General features: G+C 37.1%; 16 protein-coding genes. 10 read left to right on the forward strand and 6 right to left on the reverse strand.

Going from position 1 to position 20,763, the window contains the following annotated elements; translation table 11 throughout:
* Window positions 1-56: 56 nt before the first annotated feature.
* The 4 genes from EG346_RS14915 (at window position 57) to EG346_RS14930 (ending at window position 6,123) form a co-directional block, all read left to right on the forward strand.
* Complete coding sequence (locus tag EG346_RS14915) at window positions 57-602, forward strand: hypothetical protein (protein WP_123879640.1); 546 nt, start codon at window positions 57-59, stop codon at window positions 600-602.
* A gap of 662 nt (window positions 603-1,264) precedes the next feature.
* Window positions 1,265-3,769 (forward strand): PIG-L family deacetylase, encoded by a 2,505-nt coding sequence (locus EG346_RS14920; RefSeq protein ID WP_123879642.1) that lies wholly within the window; start codon window positions 1,265-1,267, stop codon window positions 3,767-3,769.
* A 100-nt stretch (window positions 3,770-3,869) separates the two neighbouring features.
* Window positions 3,870-5,561 carry a sodium:solute symporter family protein gene (locus tag EG346_RS14925; RefSeq protein WP_123879644.1) on the forward strand — a complete coding sequence of 564 codons (1,692 nt, stop codon included), beginning with the start codon at window positions 3,870-3,872 and terminating at the stop codon, window positions 5,559-5,561.
* 43 nt (window positions 5,562-5,604) lie between these two features.
* On the forward strand, window positions 5,605-6,123 hold the full coding sequence (locus tag EG346_RS14930; protein WP_123879646.1) for a DUF2911 domain-containing protein: 519 nt from the start codon (window positions 5,605-5,607) through the stop codon (window positions 6,121-6,123).
* A 282-nt stretch (window positions 6,124-6,405) separates the two neighbouring features.
* On the opposite strand, the gene EG346_RS25135 is transcribed toward EG346_RS14930, so the two are convergent.
* Window positions 6,406-6,561, reverse strand: a complete 156-nt coding sequence (locus EG346_RS25135; RefSeq protein WP_228426754.1) for an HxlR-like winged helix-turn-helix transcriptional regulator — start codon at window positions 6,559-6,561, stop codon at window positions 6,406-6,408.
* A 236-nt stretch (window positions 6,562-6,797) separates the two neighbouring features.
* Here EG346_RS25135 and EG346_RS14940 point away from each other — a divergent pair, with 236 nt between their 5' ends.
* The 3 genes from EG346_RS14940 (at window position 6,798) to EG346_RS14950 (ending at window position 8,792) form a co-directional block, all read left to right on the forward strand.
* On the forward strand, window positions 6,798-7,205 hold the full coding sequence (locus EG346_RS14940; protein WP_123879648.1) for a nuclear transport factor 2 family protein: 408 nt from the start codon (window positions 6,798-6,800) through the stop codon (window positions 7,203-7,205).
* A gap of 76 nt (window positions 7,206-7,281) precedes the next feature.
* The gene (locus EG346_RS14945) at window positions 7,282-8,145 is read left to right on the forward strand and encodes an SDR family oxidoreductase (RefSeq protein WP_123879650.1); all 864 of its coding nucleotides are present in this window, start codon (window positions 7,282-7,284) and stop codon (window positions 8,143-8,145) included.
* 14 nt (window positions 8,146-8,159) lie between these two features.
* Complete coding sequence (locus EG346_RS14950; RefSeq protein WP_073335653.1) at window positions 8,160-8,792, forward strand: nitroreductase family protein; 633 nt, start codon at window positions 8,160-8,162, stop codon at window positions 8,790-8,792.
* 594 nt (window positions 8,793-9,386) lie between these two features.
* Here EG346_RS14950 and EG346_RS14955 read toward each other — a convergent pair.
* Window positions 9,387-15,458: a non-ribosomal peptide synthetase gene (locus tag EG346_RS14955; RefSeq protein WP_123879652.1), complete on the reverse strand. Its 6,072-nt coding sequence runs from the start codon at window positions 15,456-15,458 to the stop codon at window positions 9,387-9,389.
* Between the two features lie 104 nt (window positions 15,459-15,562).
* On the opposite strand from EG346_RS14955, the gene EG346_RS14960 reads away from it, so the two are divergent.
* Window positions 15,563-16,588 carry a methyltransferase gene (locus EG346_RS14960; RefSeq protein WP_123879654.1) on the forward strand — a complete coding sequence of 342 codons (1,026 nt, stop codon included), beginning with the start codon at window positions 15,563-15,565 and terminating at the stop codon, window positions 16,586-16,588.
* Window positions 16,589-16,605: 17 nt separating this feature from the next.
* On the forward strand, window positions 16,606-16,935 hold the full coding sequence (locus EG346_RS14965; protein ID WP_073335650.1) for an EthD family reductase: 330 nt from the start codon (window positions 16,606-16,608) through the stop codon (window positions 16,933-16,935).
* A gap of 306 nt (window positions 16,936-17,241) precedes the next feature.
* Here the strand turns inward: EG346_RS14965 and EG346_RS14970 are convergent, their stop codons facing one another.
* The 3 genes from EG346_RS14970 to EG346_RS14980 form a co-directional block, all read right to left on the reverse strand.
* Window positions 17,242-17,586, reverse strand: a complete 345-nt coding sequence (locus EG346_RS14970) for a YciI family protein (protein ID WP_123879656.1) — start codon at window positions 17,584-17,586, stop codon at window positions 17,242-17,244.
* A 10-nt stretch (window positions 17,587-17,596) separates the two neighbouring features.
* The gene (locus tag EG346_RS14975; RefSeq protein WP_123879658.1) at window positions 17,597-18,457 is read right to left on the reverse strand and encodes an SDR family oxidoreductase; all 861 of its coding nucleotides are present in this window, start codon (window positions 18,455-18,457) and stop codon (window positions 17,597-17,599) included.
* Between the two features lie 76 nt (window positions 18,458-18,533).
* Window positions 18,534-18,944 carry a nuclear transport factor 2 family protein gene (locus tag EG346_RS14980; RefSeq protein ID WP_123879660.1) on the reverse strand — a complete coding sequence of 137 codons (411 nt, stop codon included), beginning with the start codon at window positions 18,942-18,944 and terminating at the stop codon, window positions 18,534-18,536.
* A gap of 158 nt (window positions 18,945-19,102) precedes the next feature.
* Between EG346_RS14980 and EG346_RS14985 the strand changes: the two genes are divergently transcribed.
* Window positions 19,103-19,477: a winged helix-turn-helix transcriptional regulator gene (locus tag EG346_RS14985; protein ID WP_073335646.1), complete on the forward strand. Its 375-nt coding sequence runs from the start codon at window positions 19,103-19,105 to the stop codon at window positions 19,475-19,477.
* A gap of 332 nt (window positions 19,478-19,809) precedes the next feature.
* Here the strand turns inward: EG346_RS14985 and EG346_RS14990 are convergent, their stop codons facing one another.
* Window positions 19,810-20,721 carry a hypothetical protein gene (locus tag EG346_RS14990; protein WP_123879661.1) on the reverse strand — a complete coding sequence of 304 codons (912 nt, stop codon included), beginning with the start codon at window positions 20,719-20,721 and terminating at the stop codon, window positions 19,810-19,812.
* Window positions 20,722-20,763: the final 42 nt, after the last annotated feature.

A 20,763-nucleotide genomic window follows, 5' to 3' on the forward strand; every position in this document is an offset into this window, starting at 1 on the left:
CGGTCGATCGACCGTAATTAGATTTCTTTTCTTACATTTATAAAAAAATACAAACAATGAAAAAGATAAAAACAGATTTTGCTCCCCGGTTTCGGGCAGATAAAAAGCACTCCGGGTTGCAGCTGATGGAAACCTTCTTTCAGTTCAATGAGCTGGATGTTTCCAAAGAAATACTAAGCAAAATGATGAACTATGCGGTAAAGAGGAATAGTTGGATCCATGAAGATCCGGCGGTCATCTTCCAGTTTCATCAGTCGATAAGGTCGCTGATCCGGGCAGGGTATCTCATCATGCTGAAGGAAAGGAAATGGGCTGTCAATAACCAGCCGGAGAAGATTTCTCCGTTGGTTCTTGGCCTGCTTTCGGAGAAGGAATACCGGAATCCTCTGCTGGTTTTCAAAAAAGCATTCAGGGAATACACCCTCAAAGAATTTGATTATTTTATGTCCGGAATCGTCTATTTCTCAATGGGCGTCTATGAAAATCTACCGGAAAGGAATATCGTGATGCCCTACATTCATACGGTTAAAATGCTGGAAGCGGCGCACCTTATTCTTCAAAGGAGGAGAGACAAGAAAATGGCTGAAACCAATTCAGGATAAAAAAGATTGAGAGTTGTTGATAAAGGTGATTAATATAATGATGATGTGTTTTTCTGACGCAAAGTTTTCATTTTTGAAACTGTTGATTGTAAGTGAACAAAGGATAGAATCAACTTCGTTGATTCGTCGAAGTGGGTGTACACGCATACCGCTTCATCAGCGACAAAGTCGCATCACTTTGCCTACTTACAATAAAGCGGAATCATTAATGAACTTTGCGTTTATCTTTTTAATCAAAAAATAATTTCAAACATGATCTATTGAGTACTGTATGTTTTATCATCAATCTGGTTTATTGATATAAGAAGTAGCATTAACATTTTTATAAAAAACCTGTTTACACTTTTACAGGTTTCCAATTCTTCCAACACAATGAAATTCATACAATCTATTATTTGGAACACTTTAGTACACTTTAGAAAGCTTAAAATAATACAGCATAAAAGTACACTGAAGAAAAAAATCAAAGATTTTTTAAAACTTATGTGGACTTATTTTGCGCCAGGATATTCTCTTAAGCTCACTTATGTGTTTCAATCTTTTGTGGCTTTTTTGGTTTAATAAAAAAATTAAACAGCTTTTTTTGTGAAATTCACAGTTTAAATCTTTTAAGGTTGAAAGAAAGATGATTTACTTATATTTGCCCTGCAAAGCAAATTCAAATGTTCAAAAAAGTAAGCACTGTATTTATTCTTGGCTTTTATACGGTTTTTTGTTCGGCCCAGCAGGTCCGGCCTTCCAAATCATCTGAAATTTACCGCGAGCTCAAAACGCTTAAACAGCTGCCTAAAGTTTTATACCTTGCGGCTCATCCTGATGATGAAAATACAGGATTGCTCTCCTGGTTAATCAACGACCAAAATGTAGAAACGGGCTATTTGTCTTTAACCAGAGGTGATGGTGGTCAGAATTTATTGGGCACAGAACAAGGGGCTGCATTGGGTTTAATCAGAACGCATGAGCTTTTAGAAGCAAGAAAGTTAGATGGCGCCCAACAGTTTTTTACCCGGGCGATTGATTTCGGTTTCTCTAAAAATACGACTGATACTTTTAAACAATGGGATGAAAATAGCATTATAGCGGATGTCGTTTGGGTGATCCGTCAATTTCGTCCGGATGTGATCATTTGTCGTTTTCCTCCCACTGCTGCGGCAGGTCACGGACAACATGCGGCTTCGGCTGTGGTGGCGGAAAAAGCTTTTAAGCTGGCAGGCGATAAAACGGCTTTCCCGGATCAACTCAAATATGTTAATGCATGGCAGCCAAAACGCGTATTGTGGAATACTTTCCGCTTTGGTGGGGTCAATACGACCGCTGAAAATCAACTGAAAGTTACCGTTGGGCAATATGATGCACAACTGGGAATGGGCTATGGTGAACTGGCAGGATTAAGCAGAAGTTTACATAAAAGCCAGGGGGCGGGAACACAGTCTGTAGCTGGCATCAGAACTGAATATTTTGCCCACGTTACTGGCGAACCTGCAAAAGCAACCCTTTTTGACGGAGTAACTAAAACCTGGACTTCACAAGGAAGCGCTGATATTGACCAATCATTAGATCAAATTATTTCAACTTTCAATTTCAACAATCCTGACCTCAGCTTACCTTCTTTGCTTGCTTTGCGAAAAAAGGTCATGGCGCTAAAAGATATAGATCTAAAAAAGGATAAAATTGCGACACTCGATAAAATCATTTTAAGCTGTGCCGGATTTATGGGCGAGGTAGTGACCAATCAGGCTGAAGCGGTTGCCGGGGATCATTACAATTTCAGGTTAAATCTGATTTCAAGAGCTTCAGATCCTGTTGTTGTAGAAAATGTACAATGGTTAAATCAGTCAGAAAGTTTCAACAGAAAACTATCAAAAGATTCTTTAATTACCATTCAGCATGACCTTCAGATTCCTTCAGATGCCGCACTCACAGAACCTTACTGGTTGGCGAAATCTCCGACGAACGCAGCAACTTTCTCTGTTCCAAGTGATACTTTAATCGGTTTGCCTGAGGCAGAATCACCACTGAATGTTTGGGTTGGTTTAAAAATCGGTTCGGAAAAGTTTCAGGTTAAACTTCCTTTATCTTTCAAGAAATTGGACCCGGTGCGGGGTGATGTAGTCGAAGGCTTGCGCATTGTTCCTGCATTGGAACTGAAATTTACGCAACCCCTTTATGTGGTCAAAGAAAATGAAGACTTACATTTGAGTTTAAATGTTAAGGCGAATTCCAGCATAAAGTTCAGTAACGGTACACTAAACCTGATGTATAACGGAGAACGTTTAGGCGGCGCTGATGTAAGCTCGCTCAATGGAAAAGATACTACTATCGATTACTTTATTCCAAAAACCAAGCTTGCCGCAATACATTCATCCCGCTTGCAACTGGATGCCAATTTTGTTGCAGATGGAGTCACGTATAATAAAAAACAAATATTAATTCAGTACCCGCATTTACCTTCTTTACAATATTTTGCGCCTGCAACGGTAACCGTAATGAAAGGCGATATTCAGGCTAAGGTTAAAAAAGTGGGATATATAGAAGGAGCGGGCGATTTCATTCCTGAGTTTCTACGCATGGCAGGTATTCAGGTAGAGGTCCTGAAAGACGAAGATTTTTATGGCAACATAGATGAATCTGGCGGAAATGGTAGTCAAAACAAGCTATCGCAATATGATGCCATCGTATTGGGTATTCGTGCCAATAATACAGAGAAAAAGCTGGGCCGCTGGATGCCTTTTTTATGGTCTTATACAAAAGCCGGAGGTAATCTGGTGATGCAGTATAACACCAACCAGGATACAACCGTTGACCAATTGGGAATGTACAATTTCAGTATTGCCAACAAGCGGGTTACCGAAGAAAATGCTGCGGTTACCTTTTTAAATCCAAATCATAAATTACTGAACTTCCCGAACAAAATTACTGCGGATGATTTTAAAGGCTGGGTACAGGAGCGTGGTGCCTATTTCCCAGCTCAATGGGATGCAGCGTATGAACCGCTTTTTGAAATGCACGATACCGGTGAAGAGCCTCTGCAGGGATCTACTTTATATGCCAAATACGGAAAGGGTAATTTTATCTATACACCGTTGGCATTTTTCAGACAGCTGCCTGCGGGAAATATTGGGGCGGCACGTTTATTTTTTAACTTTTTATCTGCACAGAAAAACTAATGAACAATCAACTTAAAAATTGGAATACCTGGTACGTATTATTAGCAGCTGCATTAGTATTGCAGATCGTATTTTATTATTGGTTTACTAAATCCTGGGCATGAGTACTATAGATTGGACCGTTCTTATTGTTACACTGGTTGCAGTGGTGGTTTACGGCGTATTCATCGGTCGTGGCCAAAAAAGCAACGAATCCTACCTGAAAGCAGATAACAAAATGCCCTGGTACATTGTGCTGATAGGGATTATGGCTACGCAGGCAAGTGCCATTACATTTTTGTCAGCACCGGGGCAGGCTTATACAGACGGCATGCGTTTCGTTCAGTATTACTTTGGGTTGCCTTTGGCGATGATTGTGATCTGCATCACTTTCATCCCGATTTTTCAGCGCTTAAATGTTTATACTGCTTATGAATATTTAGAAAACCGTTTTGATAAAAAAACAAGGGTACTCACTTCACTGCTTTTTCTTTTTTCCAGAGGATTATCAACAGGGATCAGCATTTACGCTCCGAGTATCATCTTGTCAAGCGTTTTAAACTGGAACATTTATTTAACCAATGTTTTAACGGGTGGAATTCTGTTGATTTATACCTATGTTGGCGGTGCAAAAGCGATCGCTCACACCCAAAAACTACAGTTTCTTATTATTCTGGGAACCATGGCTTTTGCAGGGTATCTGCTTATTCAGAATATGCCGAATGGAATTGGTTTTAAGGATGCGCTTTATCTGGCGGGGAAATCCGGAAAGCTCAATGTCATCACCACAGAATTCGATTGGAAAGATAAATACAATATCTGGAGCGGACTGATTGGCGGTTTTTTTCTGGCACTTTCTTATTTTGGAACAGACCAGAGCCAGGTTGGGCGATATATTACTGCGAAAGACAATACCAATGCAAAAATGGGCTTGCTGTTGAACGGATTGGTTAAAATTCCGATGCAGTTTGCTATTCTCCTGATCGGTGCTTTGCTTTTCGCATTCTTTTCCCTAAAACCGGCTCCGATTTATTTTAATGAACGTTCTTATCAACATTTAAAGGAAACACAACCTGAACAGGCTGCGGTTTTTGAAAAAGAGCATCAGGATTTACAATTAAAATTCAATGCAGAATCGAAAGAAATTCTACAGTTGAAAGAAACTCATTCTCCCCAACTTAACAAAACAATTCAGGATTTTAAAAATACGCAAACCCAGGTAAAAGCACTGCACGGCAGGGTAGAGGAAGCAATCAATCATTCAAACTATAATGCGGAGAAAACGGATACCAATTATATTTTCCTGTATTTCGTGAAAAATACCTTGCCTGTAGGGATGATCGGCTTACTGTTTGCCGTCATTTTTCTGGCCAGCTGGGGTTCCATTTCTGCAGCGCTGAATTCCCTTGCCGCCTGCTCATTAAAAGATGTACATTTGATATTTAAAAAAGAAATTCCTGATGATGTCACGGAACTGAAGTACAGCCGACTGCATACTTTAGCCTGGGGTATTTTCTCAATTGGTGTAGCCATGTTTGCTACTCAGATGGGTTCCCTTATTGAAGCGGTGAATGTATTGGGTTCTCTTTTCTACGGTCCGATATTGGGCATTTTTCTGGTCGCATTTTACTATAAAAAAATTACCGGCTCAAATGTATTTATTGCTGCCATTTTATCAGAAATCGTGGTTATTGCCGTTTATAACTTCGATATCGTTTCTTTCCTTTGGCTCAACGTCATTGGGGCAGCGGCCGTCATTATATTTTCGGCAATGGGGTTATTGTTTTATAAGCCGAAAGCAGTAAATTCGTAAACAAACAACAAACAACAAACAACAAACAACAAACAATTATATTATGAAAACAATGATCAAATCTGTTACTGTACTTTTTGCTGCAATGACGATGTCAGTGAATGCATTTGCCCAGGACACTAAAAAACCTGCCAGCCCTCCGGCTACTGCAACGGGGAAAATTAAAGATGCAACCATTACCATTGCCTACAGCAGTCCTTCTGTAAAAGGGCGTACCATCTGGGGTGGTTTGGAAGCTTATAATAAAGTTTGGCGTGCGGGAGCCAATGAAGCAACAACTTTCGAAACGGATAAAAACATCACCGTTCAGGGTAAACCGCTGCCTGCAGGTAAATACAGCTTTTTCTTAATCCCTAAAGAGAGTGGAACCTGGACCGCGATTTTTAACAAAGAGCCAAAACAATGGGGTGCTTATAAATACGAAGAAGCAAAAGATGCTTTACGTGTAGATGTAAAAACAAAAGCTTTACCAGCAACACAGGAAACTTTAGTGTATAAAATAAACAGTAATGGATTCACAATGGATTGGGATAAAATCTCAGTTCCTGTAGAGATCAAATAAATCTAAATATAAGTAATTCAAATCCCGTTAATGCGGGATTTTTTTTGTTTAAAATTCTGACAGGGTATCACAGATTAATATTGAGAAAATTTCAGACTGCTTATTTCAGTCAGAATAAGCTTGTTACGCTTACCATATCGGATACTGAATGTCAGATTATAAAATTTTGATAAAGATTTTTTTATGGCTGTAAAAAAAGACAACGATATACCGGTTGTCTCATTCAGCCGAACTTTCTGCAATATAATTTGGTGCATTAAAATATATTATTGCCCCGGATTATTAAAATTCTTTTTTACCGAAAAGAGTTTCTCTGTAGTCGATACCCCATTGTGCGATAGTATCAATAAAAGGTTCTGGAGTCCTTCCAAAATTGGTTAAATCATATTCAACAGTAATAGGCTTGTATTTAAAACGGCACGTGTCATAAGATGATATGTATTTTCCATTTGCCTTTTAATATTTCCATACTATCCTTTACAGCATTTATTCTGAATCTGCAGAATGTATCATTTTGTTTTTCCATACTTGAATCTCTTATTAAGTGAAATTAATACGTTTCTTTCTAATATCACACTTACTTTCAAGATGGAAACTGATGCTATTTTTAACTTTTCATCTTTATAAATTTGTTGAAAATTATATACAGAGATCCACAATATAAATAACAAAATATGACAACAGAAGTTAGAATAATTATCGATAAGATGTTTGAGGAATTTGCCAGTCAAAACATAGACGGAATCGTTGAAACATTCAGTGATGATGCGGTATGTATCTATCATGGGACCCAAATAATGCCTGCAGCAAAATTTAAAGGAAAAGAAGGTGTTCGTATGTTTTTTGAATTTAACATCAATGCGCTTCGAGTGGTGTACTTCAATAAAACTCAATTTATTGAGGAAGGCAATAAGGTCGTAGTTCTAGGAAACGAGCATTTTATTTCCAATGAGGATAACTCTCATATCAGAAATAGCTGGGTACAGGTTTACACCGTAACGAATGGGTTAATTTCCCGTATGGAAGAGTTTGCTACTTCCGCACAACCCGAGCAATACGGCGGAAATGCCGGAGGACAGTGAGTATAAAAGTTTAATTTACATTTATTTTATGCATTTATATAAGATGCTTCACTACAATTAAAAAACAAGTTAATATATGGTTCTAATTACAGGTGCAACAGGAAATCTGGGATCCAGTGTAATCGATCAATTGTTGAAAATCACGGCCCCAGATAAATTTGTTGCCTTAGCAAGAAATGAAGAGAAAGCATCATCACTAAAAATAAAAGGAGTAGAAGTTCGGATGGGTAATTTTGATGATCCTGCTAGTTTGGAAACTGCTTTTGCAGGTATTGAGAAGTTGGTACTGATTTCTACAATGGAACAGAACCGGTTTGAACAACATAAAAATGTAGTAGATGCCGCTCTGAAAACAGATATTAAACACATTGTTTACACAGGTCTTGGAATCAGGGATATTCAAACTTCTCATGTTAAAGATTTGATGATTGACCATTTTCAAACTGAAGACTATATCAAAGAAAAAGGTTTGACTTATACTTTTCTGCGAAACACCATGTATGCAGATGCCATTCCTCTTATTGCCGGAGAAAAAATAGTTGAACAGGGGATATTTTTGCCTGGTGGCGATGGGAAAGTGCCCTACGCGCTTCGTAGAGAAATGGGCGAAGCAACTGCAAACTTATTATTTCAGGACGGGCACGAAAATAAAACTTATGACATTACCGGGAGTAATGTTTATTCATATCATGACATTGCCAATGGATTACAGGCAATTACGGGTAAAGAAATTCAATATATAAACGCAGATGCAGATGCTTTTCATGATATTTTGAAAGAAGCGGGTGTTCCTGATTTTCCAATTTATCTTTTGAGCGGAACAGTTGCTGACATCAAAAATCATCAGTACGAAATAAAAAGCGATATTTTAGAAAAGTTATTGGGAAGACCTACGGCTCCGCTTAACGAATTTCTAAAAGAAGTATATCAATTAAAATAAAATATCAATACATAATGAACATTTTAGAAGCATTGAACTGGCGATATGCCACCAAAAGAATGACCGGAGAAAAACTCGACGAAGCTCTTGTAAACGAAATTATTGAAGCCGCGAGATTAGCGCCAACTTCCGCAGGACTGCAGCCTTTTCATATTGTCAAAATAAGTAATCCGGAAATCAAAAAACAGATTCAGCCTATCGCTTTTGGACAGCCACAGATTATAGAAAGCTCGCATCTGCTTGTTTTTACGTCTTGGGATAAGATTACAGATGAACAAATTGATAGCGTGTACAACTACACAAATAATGAAAGAGGGGTGTCCAATACTGCCACTGCAGATACCGTAGCTGGTTTGAAACAATTGTTTCTTACTTTCACCGAAGAAGAACAGTACCACCATACTGCAAAACAAGCACATATCGGTATGGGGGTCGCAATTGTGGCGGCGGCTCAGTTAGGGGTGGATGCAACTCCAATGGAAGGTTTCAATAAAGAGGGTTTGGATGAGTTTTTGAAACTGAGAGAAAAGGGATTAAGGTCTGTAACATTACTGGCTTTGGGAAGGCGTAAAACAGATGAAGACTGGCTGTTTCCATTGAAAAAAGTAAGACAACCGATAGAACAGTTTGTAACGGAAATTAAATAAAGTTAAAAAAAATAAATGAAATTTCCGGTTTGAATTCAGTGTAATCACCACAGCTTTATCTGACAGTTGGGTTTTAAAAAAAATTGTCAGTTACTCAATATAGTCCTTACTTCCAAAAGTAAGGATTTTTTGTTTTTCAGAAGGTTTTTCAAGTAATTTCTCTTTTACCATTGGTTGACCATGTAAATACTTTTGAATAGGTGTGTTTTGCTATATCAACGTTTTTCAGGATTATTTCATCTATTTTACAGGATCTATCCCTTATATTTTTAGAACCTGATGATAGATGGTTATTTTGAACCGGAAAGTATTGTTTGGTGTAATGCATAATAATCTGGCCAATTTGACCAGATTATCAGCCTTATTTATATAATTTTTATACAAAATTGTATAGATCAGAACAAGTGACATAAGTCATTATTTGTTTTAATTGTTTGTGAATTGTGTTAATTTTTTTTAGTTTTTATTGTTAAATATATCATTGTGTAGCGAATGCGTTAATTAAAGTAAGTATTTTAACTGAAAAGTTAATTTATTCCCTTTTTTCCTCACAAATCTTTTATGATAGCTCTTTTCATATCAAGTATTCCGATATTAAAGAACTCCTAAATATTTACAGAATGCTTCTACTGTAGCACGGTTTATTTTTGTATTCTCAATTAAACTTCCTTTTAAGAATCTATTGGTGTTGCTGATATCAAAATCCGGGGTATTCTGATGAATTTCAATAATGGATTTATGATCATAAGCAGGAAATTTAAACAAACTCAAAAGCGGGTAGAGCGGGCTGTTCTCATCATTCTCCCAAAGAGCCCTCCATTCAAGATAAGGAATGGGCTCCAGATCAAAGTTCAATTCGGTATGGAGGAGTTCAAAAAATTCCATTACCGTCATATTATCTTCGGCTTCAGGGCTTAAATGAAATATCTCTCCTATAGAGTCTGAATTTTTAGCAATATGAGCAATTGCTTTGCTTACAAAATCGACCATCACCAATTCTTCTTTCTGGTCAATTAATATGGGGTAAGCTTTTAATTGGATACAGGTTTTTACTAAAAGTCCCCACCATTGATACCGTGCTGTAGCACCTGTTAAGCTGTGGCAGAATACATATCCTAACCGGAAAATAACGATGGGGACACCCTGTCGTATAGCTGCCTGAGCAACCTGTTCCATGACCCATTTACTCTGTATATAGCCCATATCCCTGCTTAAATATTTAAAAGCAGATGTGCTGTCTGTATTTTCCATGATCATTGCAGGTTTGGTAAAATAATGTTCCCAGCTAAAAACCCCTACAGTAGATAAAAGAGATAATTGTTTCAACTTGTACGTTGTTACAAACTGAATCATAGTATGTAAAGCATCTACATTGGCAGCTCTCATGTAGGAATAAGGCTGGATAAAGTTTACCGCGCTTCCGGCATGATGTACGACATCGATGGTTTTAGTAAGATCCTCGTATTTCTGAGGAGTAAGGCCAAGAAATGGCTTTGTAAGATCTCCTGGCAGTAATATAACTCTTTTCTTATCATACATTTCTAAAGGAATGAGTTGATCCTCCATCGCTTTTAATAATCTTTTTTCAGCAGCACGTTCATCATCTGCACGAATTAAAAGATAAATATCTGCAGCGGTGGATTTCAATAATTCCACAAGCATATTTACTCCTACAAACCCTGTTACTCCTGTCAGTAAAATTTCTTCAGGATTTTCAAAATTTCCTTTTATTGAAATATTGAATTTGAATTTTTCATGCTTTACATCAGCGTCTTTTCGTATTTCATCACTTAAAGGATCTTTTCCCAGCCCATAATGTAGAGTATGCGGATTCTTCTCTCTTTCTTCAATTAATAAAGCCTGTTTTCTGATCGTACTGTTGGTATACAATTCACTGAGAGTAATGGTATTTGGAAATTTTTTGAAAAGCTTATTATACATTTTGGTCAGTAACAAAGAATGCCCGCCAAGATGGAAAAAATCGTCTTCCATACCTGGAATTCTACATTCCAGTACCTCAGTCCATATCTCTTTGATGACTTTTTCGTATTCATTGCAAGGTTCATCTTCCATTTCTAATGGTGCCACGGTCTTATGTTGTGCCAGAGAGGCAAGGGCTTCCATATCTATTTTTCCGTTTGATTTTAGGGGGATTATATCGACGGTGAAAATTTCATTCGGAACCATGTAGGTAGGGAGTTTTCTGCTCAATTCACTTCTAATATTGGAAATATGAGAGTCCCCTGTTACAAATGCTCTTAATGATTTTATGGTTTCTGACGCTTTATGAACCTGTACTTTTGCATTTTTTATTCCTTTGATCTGCAACAGTGCATTTTCGATTTCAGCAAGTTCGATCCGGTATCCTCTCACCTTCACCTGATGATCGCTTCTTCCAATGTATTCAAGCATACCGTCAGATAATGTTTTCACCTGATCTCCAGTTTTATACATTGTGCTGTAAATGTTACTTTCTTCGTTTATAAAGTGATTTTTAATAAATTTCTCTGCGGTAAGTTCCGGCTGATTCAGGTATCCTCTCGAAAGCTGGATTCCCGAAATATAAAGTTCACCAGTGACCCCGGCAGGAACCTTTCGGAGATATTGATCCAAAACATAAAGACGCATATTGTTAATTGCTGTACCAATCGTATGATCAGGATGAATATCATCAAATACAAATTCATTGACAGCTACTGTCGTTTCTGTAGGGCCGTACATATTCACCAGTTTTACAAGCGGCTTCCAATGTTGGCTCACCTGTGAAGGACATGTTTCTGCTCCGGTGCCAATTACTCTTATGGAAGGAAGATCAAAAGTTTGAGGCAGGGTAGAAAGTACTGAAGGAGAGATGAATGGAATGACTGTAATTGCATGAATGAAAAGAAATTCAGATAAATGCTCTCCAAGCAGTTTGTTATTGGGATAGAGATGAACGGTAGCTCCTTTAGTAATTGGAATCCAAAGATCTATGACTGACCCGTCAAAATTATAAGGCGAGAACTGGAGCGTTCTGTCTTCTTCACTAATGTCAAGAAGATTACCGTATTCTGTGATAAAATTTCCCAATGACTGATGCTCAATAAGAACTCCCTTAGGCATTCCCGTAGTTCCGGAAGTGTGAATGACATAGGCGAGATCAGTATGGGTGTGGGTACTGCAATAACTCTGCAGTATAGTTTCAGATCGGTTTTTGAGGAGATCTTCAATGAAATATACCGGCTGGTTGACCTCCCTTTTTATCTGACTGAATTTTGCTGATCCGATGATAACTTTGGGTTGAGTATCTTCCAGAAGGAGCTTAATTCTCTCCATCGGATAGGTAGTGTCTAAAGGAACATAGGCTGCACCGGCTTTCAAAACTCCTAATAAGCTGATGATCCGTTCAATAGATTGTTCATGATAACAGGCCGCAAAATCACCTCTTTTAATTCCTAGATGAATGAGATGGTTTGCAACACAACTTGATTTCTCATCTAAACTGCGGTAAGAAATACTTATTCCGGATAATATCAAGGCTGTTTTATCCGGTGTTTTTTGCACCTGTTCTTCAAACATCTGTACGAGTGTTTTGGGAATTTCAATCTGTTTTTGAGTTTCGATTTTTTTTTCAGATACAGCAGAATACAAGTCAATATCCCCAATTTTTTGATTAGGATCTAGAGTTATTGATTGCAGCAGATACCTGAATCTTGATGCCATTTCCATGATCGTCTGCTTTTTAAATAAAGCATCAGAATAATCAATGTTTACTATTAATTTTCCATCAGTCTGAAGAACCTCAAACTGCAGATCAAATTTTATACGTTTATTATGAATCCATTGTACTTTTTCAGTCTGTACAGGAAATGAATTTTCGGACGTTTCTACAGGATCCTGCAGGACAAAAATATTCTGGAATAATGGATTGTGCCCTGCAAAACGGTCTTTAATTACTTGGCTTATTATAATGTCTATAGGAACTCCCTGATGCCTGAAAATCTGTGGAATCATATTTCGGATTTGTTGTAAAAAATCGACAAATGCAGGGTTTCCATCGATTTTAATGCGGATGGGAAGCATATTCGCAAAATAGCCGATTGTTTTATCAAAAGGATGCGGCCGGTTGGCAGACGGGCTTCCAATACAGATGTCCTGCTGCCCACTGTAATACTGCATCAATAGGCTGAATGCAGAAAGCAGTGTCATGTATAAAGTCGCAGACTGCTCTTCTGAAATTTTTTTAAGGTTTTCAGTAAGTTCTTCATCAATTTCAAATTGATACTGTTCTCCCGAATCAACATGATTATGTAATTTTTTGAAATCATGAGCTGTCTGCAATACAGGAACATCCTCGAGATATTCTTTCCAAAAAGTAATTCCGTCCCCTATATTCTGCTTAGACTGCCAGACTGCATAGTGTTTATATTCTATGATCGGATTAAAACTATCCTCTGCTTTATTGTTTATGATCTCTTGATATAATGTATTAATTTCCTGAGCAATTAGCGGCATAGACCAGCCATCTGTAACCATATGATGCATTACCAATAATAAAGAAACGGCTGCGTTTGAATCATAAATAATATAGGCTCTGAGCATATAGTCCCTCTGAAGGTCAAAAGGTATAGTGACAAGGTTTTTTATGTTGTCTGAACTGTGCTGTGTATGCAATAACCAGTGGTCTGCATTAGTTACCGAAACGTATGGGTGATTATCCTTTTCCTCTATAGTGGTTCTTAGTATACTGTGCTTTTTGACAAGCCTGTGCAGGGCATTTTCTAATATTGAAAAAGAAACGTCTTTATGCATAGGATAAAGTACACCGATGTTATAAGGGGTACTGCCATATAACTTGTCAATAAACCATAAGTTTTGCTGCTGCGATGACAGCGGTACAGGATCATACTGATCCAGAATATCTATTTCATCCGTCTGATTACGATTGTCTTGTTCTGTAATATAATTCTCCAGTTCGTGAATGCTTGGGTATAAAAATAAATCTGCTGCCTGTAAAGAAAGATTAAATTCTCTGCGAAGAAGAGAAACTAAACGGTATGCTAAAATTGAATTACCACCAAAGTGGAAAAAGTTATCATAAATACCTATTGATCTTATTCCTAAAATCGCACTCCATGCATCAGCCAAAAGATTCTGTAATGGGCTTTGAGGCGCAACAAAAAATTTTCTTTTCTCTTCTGTAACTTTATCGGTACTTAAAACAGATTTATCAATTTTTCCATTAGCAGTCAGCGGAAAGCTTTCTACTTCCAGAAATTTAAACGGAATCATATAAGAGGGAAGACGTTCAAATAAATAGGTTCTGATATCTTCAGGATATGAATTTTTATTTTTTTTGTTTTTATAAAAGCAAATGAGCTGTTTTAGATCCTTTTTTTGCTTTACGATAATGATACAGTTTTCTACAAGACCAGACTGCCGGATATTTTCTTCAATTTCGGCTGGTTCTACGCGAAATCCCCTTACTTTCACCTGCTGGTCTGCTCTTCCCACAAACTCTATGGTATCATCTTTTAAACGGCGTATCAAATCTCCTGTTTTATAGACTCTTACTGTTTTGTTTTCAGGGGTTTTATACTCTAAAAATCTCTCAGCAGTTAAATCCGGGCGGTTGTAATAACCTCTTGCTACTTGGATTCCTCCAATATAAAGCTCTCCGGTTTCATTTGCGGGAAGAGGATTCATTTCATCATCCAGCACATAAAAATCTACATTAGGAAGAGGCTTCCCGATTGTAGTTATCGGATGGTTTTCATCAAATTTAAATCCGCTTACGACTACTGTCGTTTCTGTGGGGCCATAGATGTTTATCAGCTCTGTCCTTTTCTTCCAGGATTCTATTACCGACGGTATCGGAGCTTCTCCGCCGGTACATATTTTTCTAAGCTTTCCAATAGGTTGATCAGTGGGTAATGTTGCCAGAATAGACACAGGAAGATAAGGTAGCATAGTGATCCCACTTTCGCGAATATAATGAAGGAGAGGTTCTCCTACCATTCTGTTATCGGGATAAAGGAATACGGTCATTCCTTTTGAAAGCGGAACCCAGAGATCCACTACGATACCATCAAAATTGGATGATGAGATGGTAAGGGCTGTATCTTCTTTTTGAGGATCCAGAAAAATGCCAAATTGCTCTACAAAATTATTGAGCCCCTTGTGTTCAGCCATTACAGCTTTAGGTACCCCTGTGCTGCCTGAGGTATAAGCTAAATAAGCCATACCTTCTGCAATGTTGTATTTTGGAGTGCTTTCAGGCATCTGTTTGATTTCCTCTTTCTGTTCATCGATGAGTATGATCTGTCCTTTAAAAAAAGAAAATTTTTCGGCATAAGATCGTGTTGTGATAAGGAGAGGACTTTCTGTGTCTTCTAGAACATGCTGAAGTCTTGCTTCCGGATAGAGTGGATCGAGGGAAACATAAGCGCCTTCAGCTTTCCATATAGCGAGCATAGCAATTACTTTTTCCAGAGACTGGTCTAAACAGAAACAAAGAGGAATATTTGAAAAATTTCCTCTTTGTTTTAAATAATGTGCTAATTGATTCGAAAAAATGTCTAGTTTTTCAAATGTAAGCGTTGAGTTTTCGTAAATAAGTGCCGGTTTAGATGGGCACAAATGTACTGTATCCTCAAGATGCGATAGGATTGATTTGCATTTTAACATTTTGTTGAGTTTTATGGTTAAAGTTTTTTTTAAAAGTAATAAAATTATAAATAAAATACTAAATTCACATTATTGTAATTAAAAATACAAAAATACAATACCATATGGAAAAATTACCTCAAAAACCGGAGCTCACCTTTAAAATGTATGAATTGATAAGCGGGTATTGGGTGGCTTCCTGTATCCGTTCAGCGGTACAGCTTGATATCGCGGATAAATTACTTAGCGGCCCTAAAACTTTGTCACAGCTGGCGATCGAAACAGAATGTGATGAAAAGTCTTTGTATCGATTATTAAGGGCAATAACGAGTGTAGGCATTTTTAACGAAAAAGAAGACGGAGCGTTTGAACTAAATGATTTGGGAGCTGTTTTACTAAGCGACGTTCCCGGATCAGTAAAACCATGGGCTCTGGCTAATCTCGGAGAGCACTATCCGGCTTTTGGAGAATTAACCTATGGCGTGAAAACTGGAAAAGTTCCTTTTGAACATGCCCATGGAATCCCTGTCTGGGAATACTATAAACAGAATCCTGAAGCTGGGATGAATCTTGCCAAAGCAATGGCCGGGATGTCTGGAGCTGTTCTGAAAACGATTATAGATACCTACGATTTTTCATCATATAAAACGGTGGTTGATATTGGAGGAGGAAACGGAGCTTTGATGTTTGCTGTTTTGAACGCATCTTCAGAAAGTACCGGGATCATTTTCGATGAGCCTTATGTAATACAGCAGACCGCTCTGCTCATTCCGGAAGATTTAAAAGAAAGATGTACGGTTTTCGGAGGAAGTTTTTTTGAAGAAATTCCTGCAGGAGCTGATCTTTATACCACGAAATGGGTAATCCATGACTGGAATGACGAGGAGGCAATCAAAATTTTAAGCAATGTTTATAAAGCAATGCCCACAGGCGGGAGACTGTTGATTATTGATTCTGTTATCCCTGATGATTCACGAAACACTCCGCATGCCGGAAAATTATTGGATATCAATATTATGGCGATGACCACAGGAAAAGAAAGAACATTGAACGAATTCAAAGTTCTGATTGAAAAAGCAGGACTGACTTTTAAAAGACTCATTCAGACTGATACTGAAGTCTCAAGCATTGTTGAATGTGAAAAAGTATAATAAGTACCAATAAAGCGATGTTTAAAGTCACTATTTTTTATCCTGTTAAAGAAAATGACTGGTTTGATATGGAGTATTATCTCCAAAAGCACGTTCCATTATCCAGATCTGTTTTCGGAAAATCGTTAAAGGGATTGGCTATAGAAGAAGCTTATAATGATGAAAAAAATGAAACCTATCAGTATCTTTACAAAGTTATCGGGCATCTTTTTTTTGAAAAAGTTGAAGACTTCTACCTTAATTTTTTGCCCAACGAAGAACTCCTTAGAAAGGATAGTGAAAACTATACTAACGTAGATCCTATTTTACAGATATGCAGAGTAATTGTCTGCGATCATTATGAGTGATTATTTTTTACTGCTGCTTTTATTGATTCGTTTTCTTTTCTGTATTTGATTGGAGGGTTTGATCTGGTAAGAATTTGGATCGTTTGCGGGCGGTGAATTGGCACAAGATTATTAAGAAACAGAAGATGATTTGGATTCTGAATGACCTAATGGTGTCCAAAACAAAGAATTTAATTTTTTTGTTTATTTAGGTTCATCTTTTTACTTATTTTAATTAAAAAAACTCTTAAAATAGTCGCTTCCAGTGGATCTTCTACTACGTTCATATAAATTTAGATAATGATATATCATTATCTAAATTTATTGTTATCGAAGCATTATTTCTCTAATTTCCACACTTCCGCCTGCTTTCAAAATCGGGTTTGATCGGGCAATTTTTTGAGCGGATTCTAAATCTTCGGATTCTATAATCAAAAAACCTGTTAAAAAGTGCGTTACTTCCATGAAAGGTCCTTCCTTAAGCGTTCCGTCAGCAAAAATTGAACTTGCCATAGCAGGTATCGGAGGCATTGTTCCTCCCAGGTTTTTAATAACTCCTTGCGCTTTTACATCTTCCAACCATTGCGCTCTGTCTGCTACTTCTTTAGGGTCTGTGAAAGATCCAGGATCCATACTTGTGTTTGCTCTTAATAATAAAACAAAATTTTTCATTGTATCTGATTTAATTTTTAAATAATTCCTTGATAATGTCTTCAATAGATGCTGTAGGACGGCCCAATAAGGTTTCCATCGTATGGCTTTCTATTTCGTATTGTGCCATTTTGATATCGTGAATAGTGCCTGAATGCAGATAGATTGCAAAGTCAGCGAAACCGATTTGCTTCAAAAATGCTTTCAGATCATCTTCTGAAATATCATTGTATTTAATTGTATCTCGTGTAAGATGAGACAGTGCTGCAGCTAACTCTGTATAACCCAAACTATTTGAACCCGTAATATTATATGTATTATTTTCGTGACCATCTTGCAATAACAGATTCGCTGTAGCTTCTCCTATTTCTCTTCTCAAGGCATAGGGGACTTTTCCGATTCCACCGGGAAGATTGATGTCTTGGTGTAAAGCATTGGATCCTAAAATTTGCGATAATGCATCCGCATACATTGTATTTCTCAGGATAGTATAGGTTAAACCGCTTTCTTTGATGTAATCTTCAGTTTGGAAATGACTTATCATCAAATCTTGAACAGCGGAGGTATGAATGTCTTTTATAGCCAAACCAGTATAAATGATTTGTTTCACTCCTTGTTTCTTAGCCGCATCCACTACGTTTTTGTGTTGCTCGTAACGGTTTTGATCCATCGTGGAAATCAGCAGCAATTTATCTATTCCTTTAAATGCTTCATTCAATGTAATAGGATCGCTGAAATTTGCTAATCGTGATTGCAATCCCTTAGCTTTCAGTTTTTCAACACCTGCAGCATTGCTGGATGTTGTAACAAAGTCTTCCGGTGACAAAGTTTTTAAAAGCTGAGCAACTACAGCCGAGCCCAGGTTACCGCTGGCTCCTGTTATTAGTATCATATTATTTTTCTATTAAATCCCTGATCTTACTATTGAATATATCAGAACCAGGAAATATTGGTTATTTGACTTAAAATCATTGCCCTCCTGCGTTACCACCGTATTGATCCGGCTGTGCAGATGTCGCAAATTCCTCCATTCTGGAAATCAGGCCGTTGGCTATAGTATACACCTGTACCCATTGGTTTTTAAGATGGGTACCATCCTGTTTGGAAATAAAATGTTCGTTACCTAAAACCATTATTGTATTTCCTTGTTCTACAAACTGATTGATATTAAAATAAACAACATCCAGAGCATTAATGTTAAACTCAAAAAACATTCTTGCCCCCTCTTTTCCTTTGAATTTCGCCGCTGGCATTATCTGTGTACCGTGATAAATTAGTTCGGCATCATTTGAAAATGTTTCTATTACGGCATCTACATTTTTAGTCGCAAATGCGGCAAACATTTCATCTATTATTTGTCTTGCTGGTGTTGACATCATTTTATTTTTTTTAATTGATTAAATAGCAGATCACAAAAGTATAAAGGATATCTATAACAAAGAATATCACTTCCTTACAGGAAAGTGCTTTCCAACAGGGAAGCGGGTATACAAAAAAACAGATATTGACCTATATTTGTTATTAATAATAGTAAAATATGAATGATTCAGAACAGTTTATAGGCTTTTGCAGATTTAGAATTAATGCTGTGAAAGACAGTATGGATATCTTTACAGGAAAATGGAAAATACATATATTAGGCACATTATTGTATGGTGGAAAAATGCGATTTATGGATTTACAGCGTGAAGTAGCCGGTATCGGTTCCAAAATGTTATCCAAGGAATTGCAAGATATGGAAATGAATCATTTGGTTACCAGAACCGTAAAAAATACCAAACCGATAACCGTAGAATATGAATTGACAGAATTCGGCAAAACATTAGAGCCTGTAATTGATGCTATTGCACAATGGGGAATCGATTATAGAGAAACCTTATTTAGAAAGAAATCTAACCAATCCAGTGAATAGAAATGAATCCGGCAATGATATACTTTTATGTACCAAAATTTTAATTTCACTACAAAAAAATGATATGTCACAATGCTGTTTTGATGATCAGATAATAATCCTATTCCAAAAACGATTTGAACAATGGTATATTCAAGTATATCATTTGCATTATTATTAAACCTAACAGATTTCTAAAATCTGTTAGGTTTGGATATTCTTACTCCAAGACTTGCGGATAAGGGTCACGAAGATATTCTTGTCTTGATAATATACTGCAATATTATTTTATCTATATGGAACCGGTTTCTGATTATGATATTCGAAATTTCTTAAATATATAAAGGATAAATTTATTTACCCGTTACTAAAAATGTAAATGGCCTGTTAGCCAAGGCTCCATTTTGATCACCTGTTTTGATTCGGATTATGGAATTGCTGATGAAAGATACCTGAGCATTATCTGTTGTCCTAAGTAGTGCTCCTGCTCTGGTGGGATCAGGATTTTGCCCGCTGCTTACTCCACTTCCTGAACTTCCATACGCATCAATAATATTGACAGAAATACCATAAATTTGTGTAAATGTCGTATCAAACTTTATGTCGTATATTCCATTAGAAGGGTTTGAAATTCTGTATCCGGAACCTATCAGGGAGTTAATTCCACCTGCGATGGGAGTTAGGTTGGTATTGTTAAGTCCAACCGAATAATTGCCTGTAATTATGCTGCCCGCAGGAAGTGTTCCTCCGGAATTCTGGGCAAATCTTGCATAGATAGTCCCTCCAAGAAATCTTGTCGCATCTGCAGAAGAATTAATAATAGTGGTATTTCCTATAAAAGTCAGGTCCCACGTAGGATTTCCACCTGCAGAAGTATTGGTATTATTTACAATTTCAGCATAATTACCTGGTGGAATTGTATAATTTGCCATTCCGGTTAAGTCTGTTGATCTTATAAAATTACCATCAGAAGGCTGTAAGGTAAGATTGCTGGCAGATATGTTTTTTATTTTATAGATTCTTCCGGAAAATGAGGTATCCCCATTGCCCACTGATGGTAAGGTGATTATTGCACCAGAGCTTCCTGTGTAGGAAATGAAATGGTCATTTTTGGTAAGTAGATACGAACTTTTGATTTCATTATATTTTACTTCCAGTGAGCCGTTGACGGATAATGTAGAGTTTGGATTTGAAGTATTAATACCAACTTGAGCAAATACTAAGGTTGTAAAAGAAAAACAAAAAGTAATAAAAAATCTTTTCATATTATTTAAATTGTTATGAGTGAATCTATTTTGGATTATGAA

This window comes from Chryseobacterium carnipullorum, from assembly GCF_003815695.1.
Classification (GTDB): Bacteria; Bacteroidota; Bacteroidia; order Flavobacteriales; family Weeksellaceae; genus Chryseobacterium; species Chryseobacterium carnipullorum.

Excerpts from the sequence above, each read along its gene's own strand:
- EG346_RS14965 (WP_073335650.1), top strand. The coding sequence starts at position 16,606 with ATGTTTAAAGTCACTATTTTTTATCCTGTTAAAGAAAATGACTGGTTT.
- EG346_RS14940 (WP_123879648.1), top strand. The coding sequence starts at position 6,798 with ATGACAACAGAAGTTAGAATAATTATCGATAAGATGTTTGAGGAATTT.
- EG346_RS14950 (WP_073335653.1), top strand. The coding sequence starts at position 8,160 with ATGAACATTTTAGAAGCATTGAACTGGCGATATGCCACCAAAAGAATG.
- EG346_RS14990 (WP_123879661.1), bottom strand. The coding sequence starts at position 20,721 with ATGAAAAGATTTTTTATTACTTTTTGTTTTTCTTTTACAACCTTAGTA.
- EG346_RS14985 (WP_073335646.1), top strand. The coding sequence starts at position 19,103 with ATGAATGATTCAGAACAGTTTATAGGCTTTTGCAGATTTAGAATTAAT.
- EG346_RS14980 (WP_123879660.1), bottom strand. The coding sequence starts at position 18,944 with ATGATGTCAACACCAGCAAGACAAATAATAGATGAAATGTTTGCCGCA.
- EG346_RS14970 (WP_123879656.1), bottom strand. The coding sequence starts at position 17,586 with ATGAAAAATTTTGTTTTATTATTAAGAGCAAACACAAGTATGGATCCT.
- EG346_RS14975 (WP_123879658.1), bottom strand. The coding sequence starts at position 18,457 with ATGATACTAATAACAGGAGCCAGCGGTAACCTGGGCTCGGCTGTAGTT.
- EG346_RS14915 (WP_123879640.1), top strand. The coding sequence starts at position 57 with ATGAAAAAGATAAAAACAGATTTTGCTCCCCGGTTTCGGGCAGATAAA.
- EG346_RS14930 (WP_123879646.1), top strand. The coding sequence starts at position 5,605 with ATGAAAACAATGATCAAATCTGTTACTGTACTTTTTGCTGCAATGACG.
- EG346_RS14960 (WP_123879654.1), top strand. The coding sequence starts at position 15,563 with ATGGAAAAATTACCTCAAAAACCGGAGCTCACCTTTAAAATGTATGAA.
- EG346_RS14925 (WP_123879644.1), top strand. The coding sequence starts at position 3,870 with ATGAGTACTATAGATTGGACCGTTCTTATTGTTACACTGGTTGCAGTG.
- EG346_RS14955 (WP_123879652.1), bottom strand. The coding sequence starts at position 15,458 with ATGTTAAAATGCAAATCAATCCTATCGCATCTTGAGGATACAGTACAT.
- EG346_RS14945 (WP_123879650.1), top strand. The coding sequence starts at position 7,282 with ATGGTTCTAATTACAGGTGCAACAGGAAATCTGGGATCCAGTGTAATC.
- EG346_RS14920 (WP_123879642.1), top strand. The coding sequence starts at position 1,265 with ATGTTCAAAAAAGTAAGCACTGTATTTATTCTTGGCTTTTATACGGTT.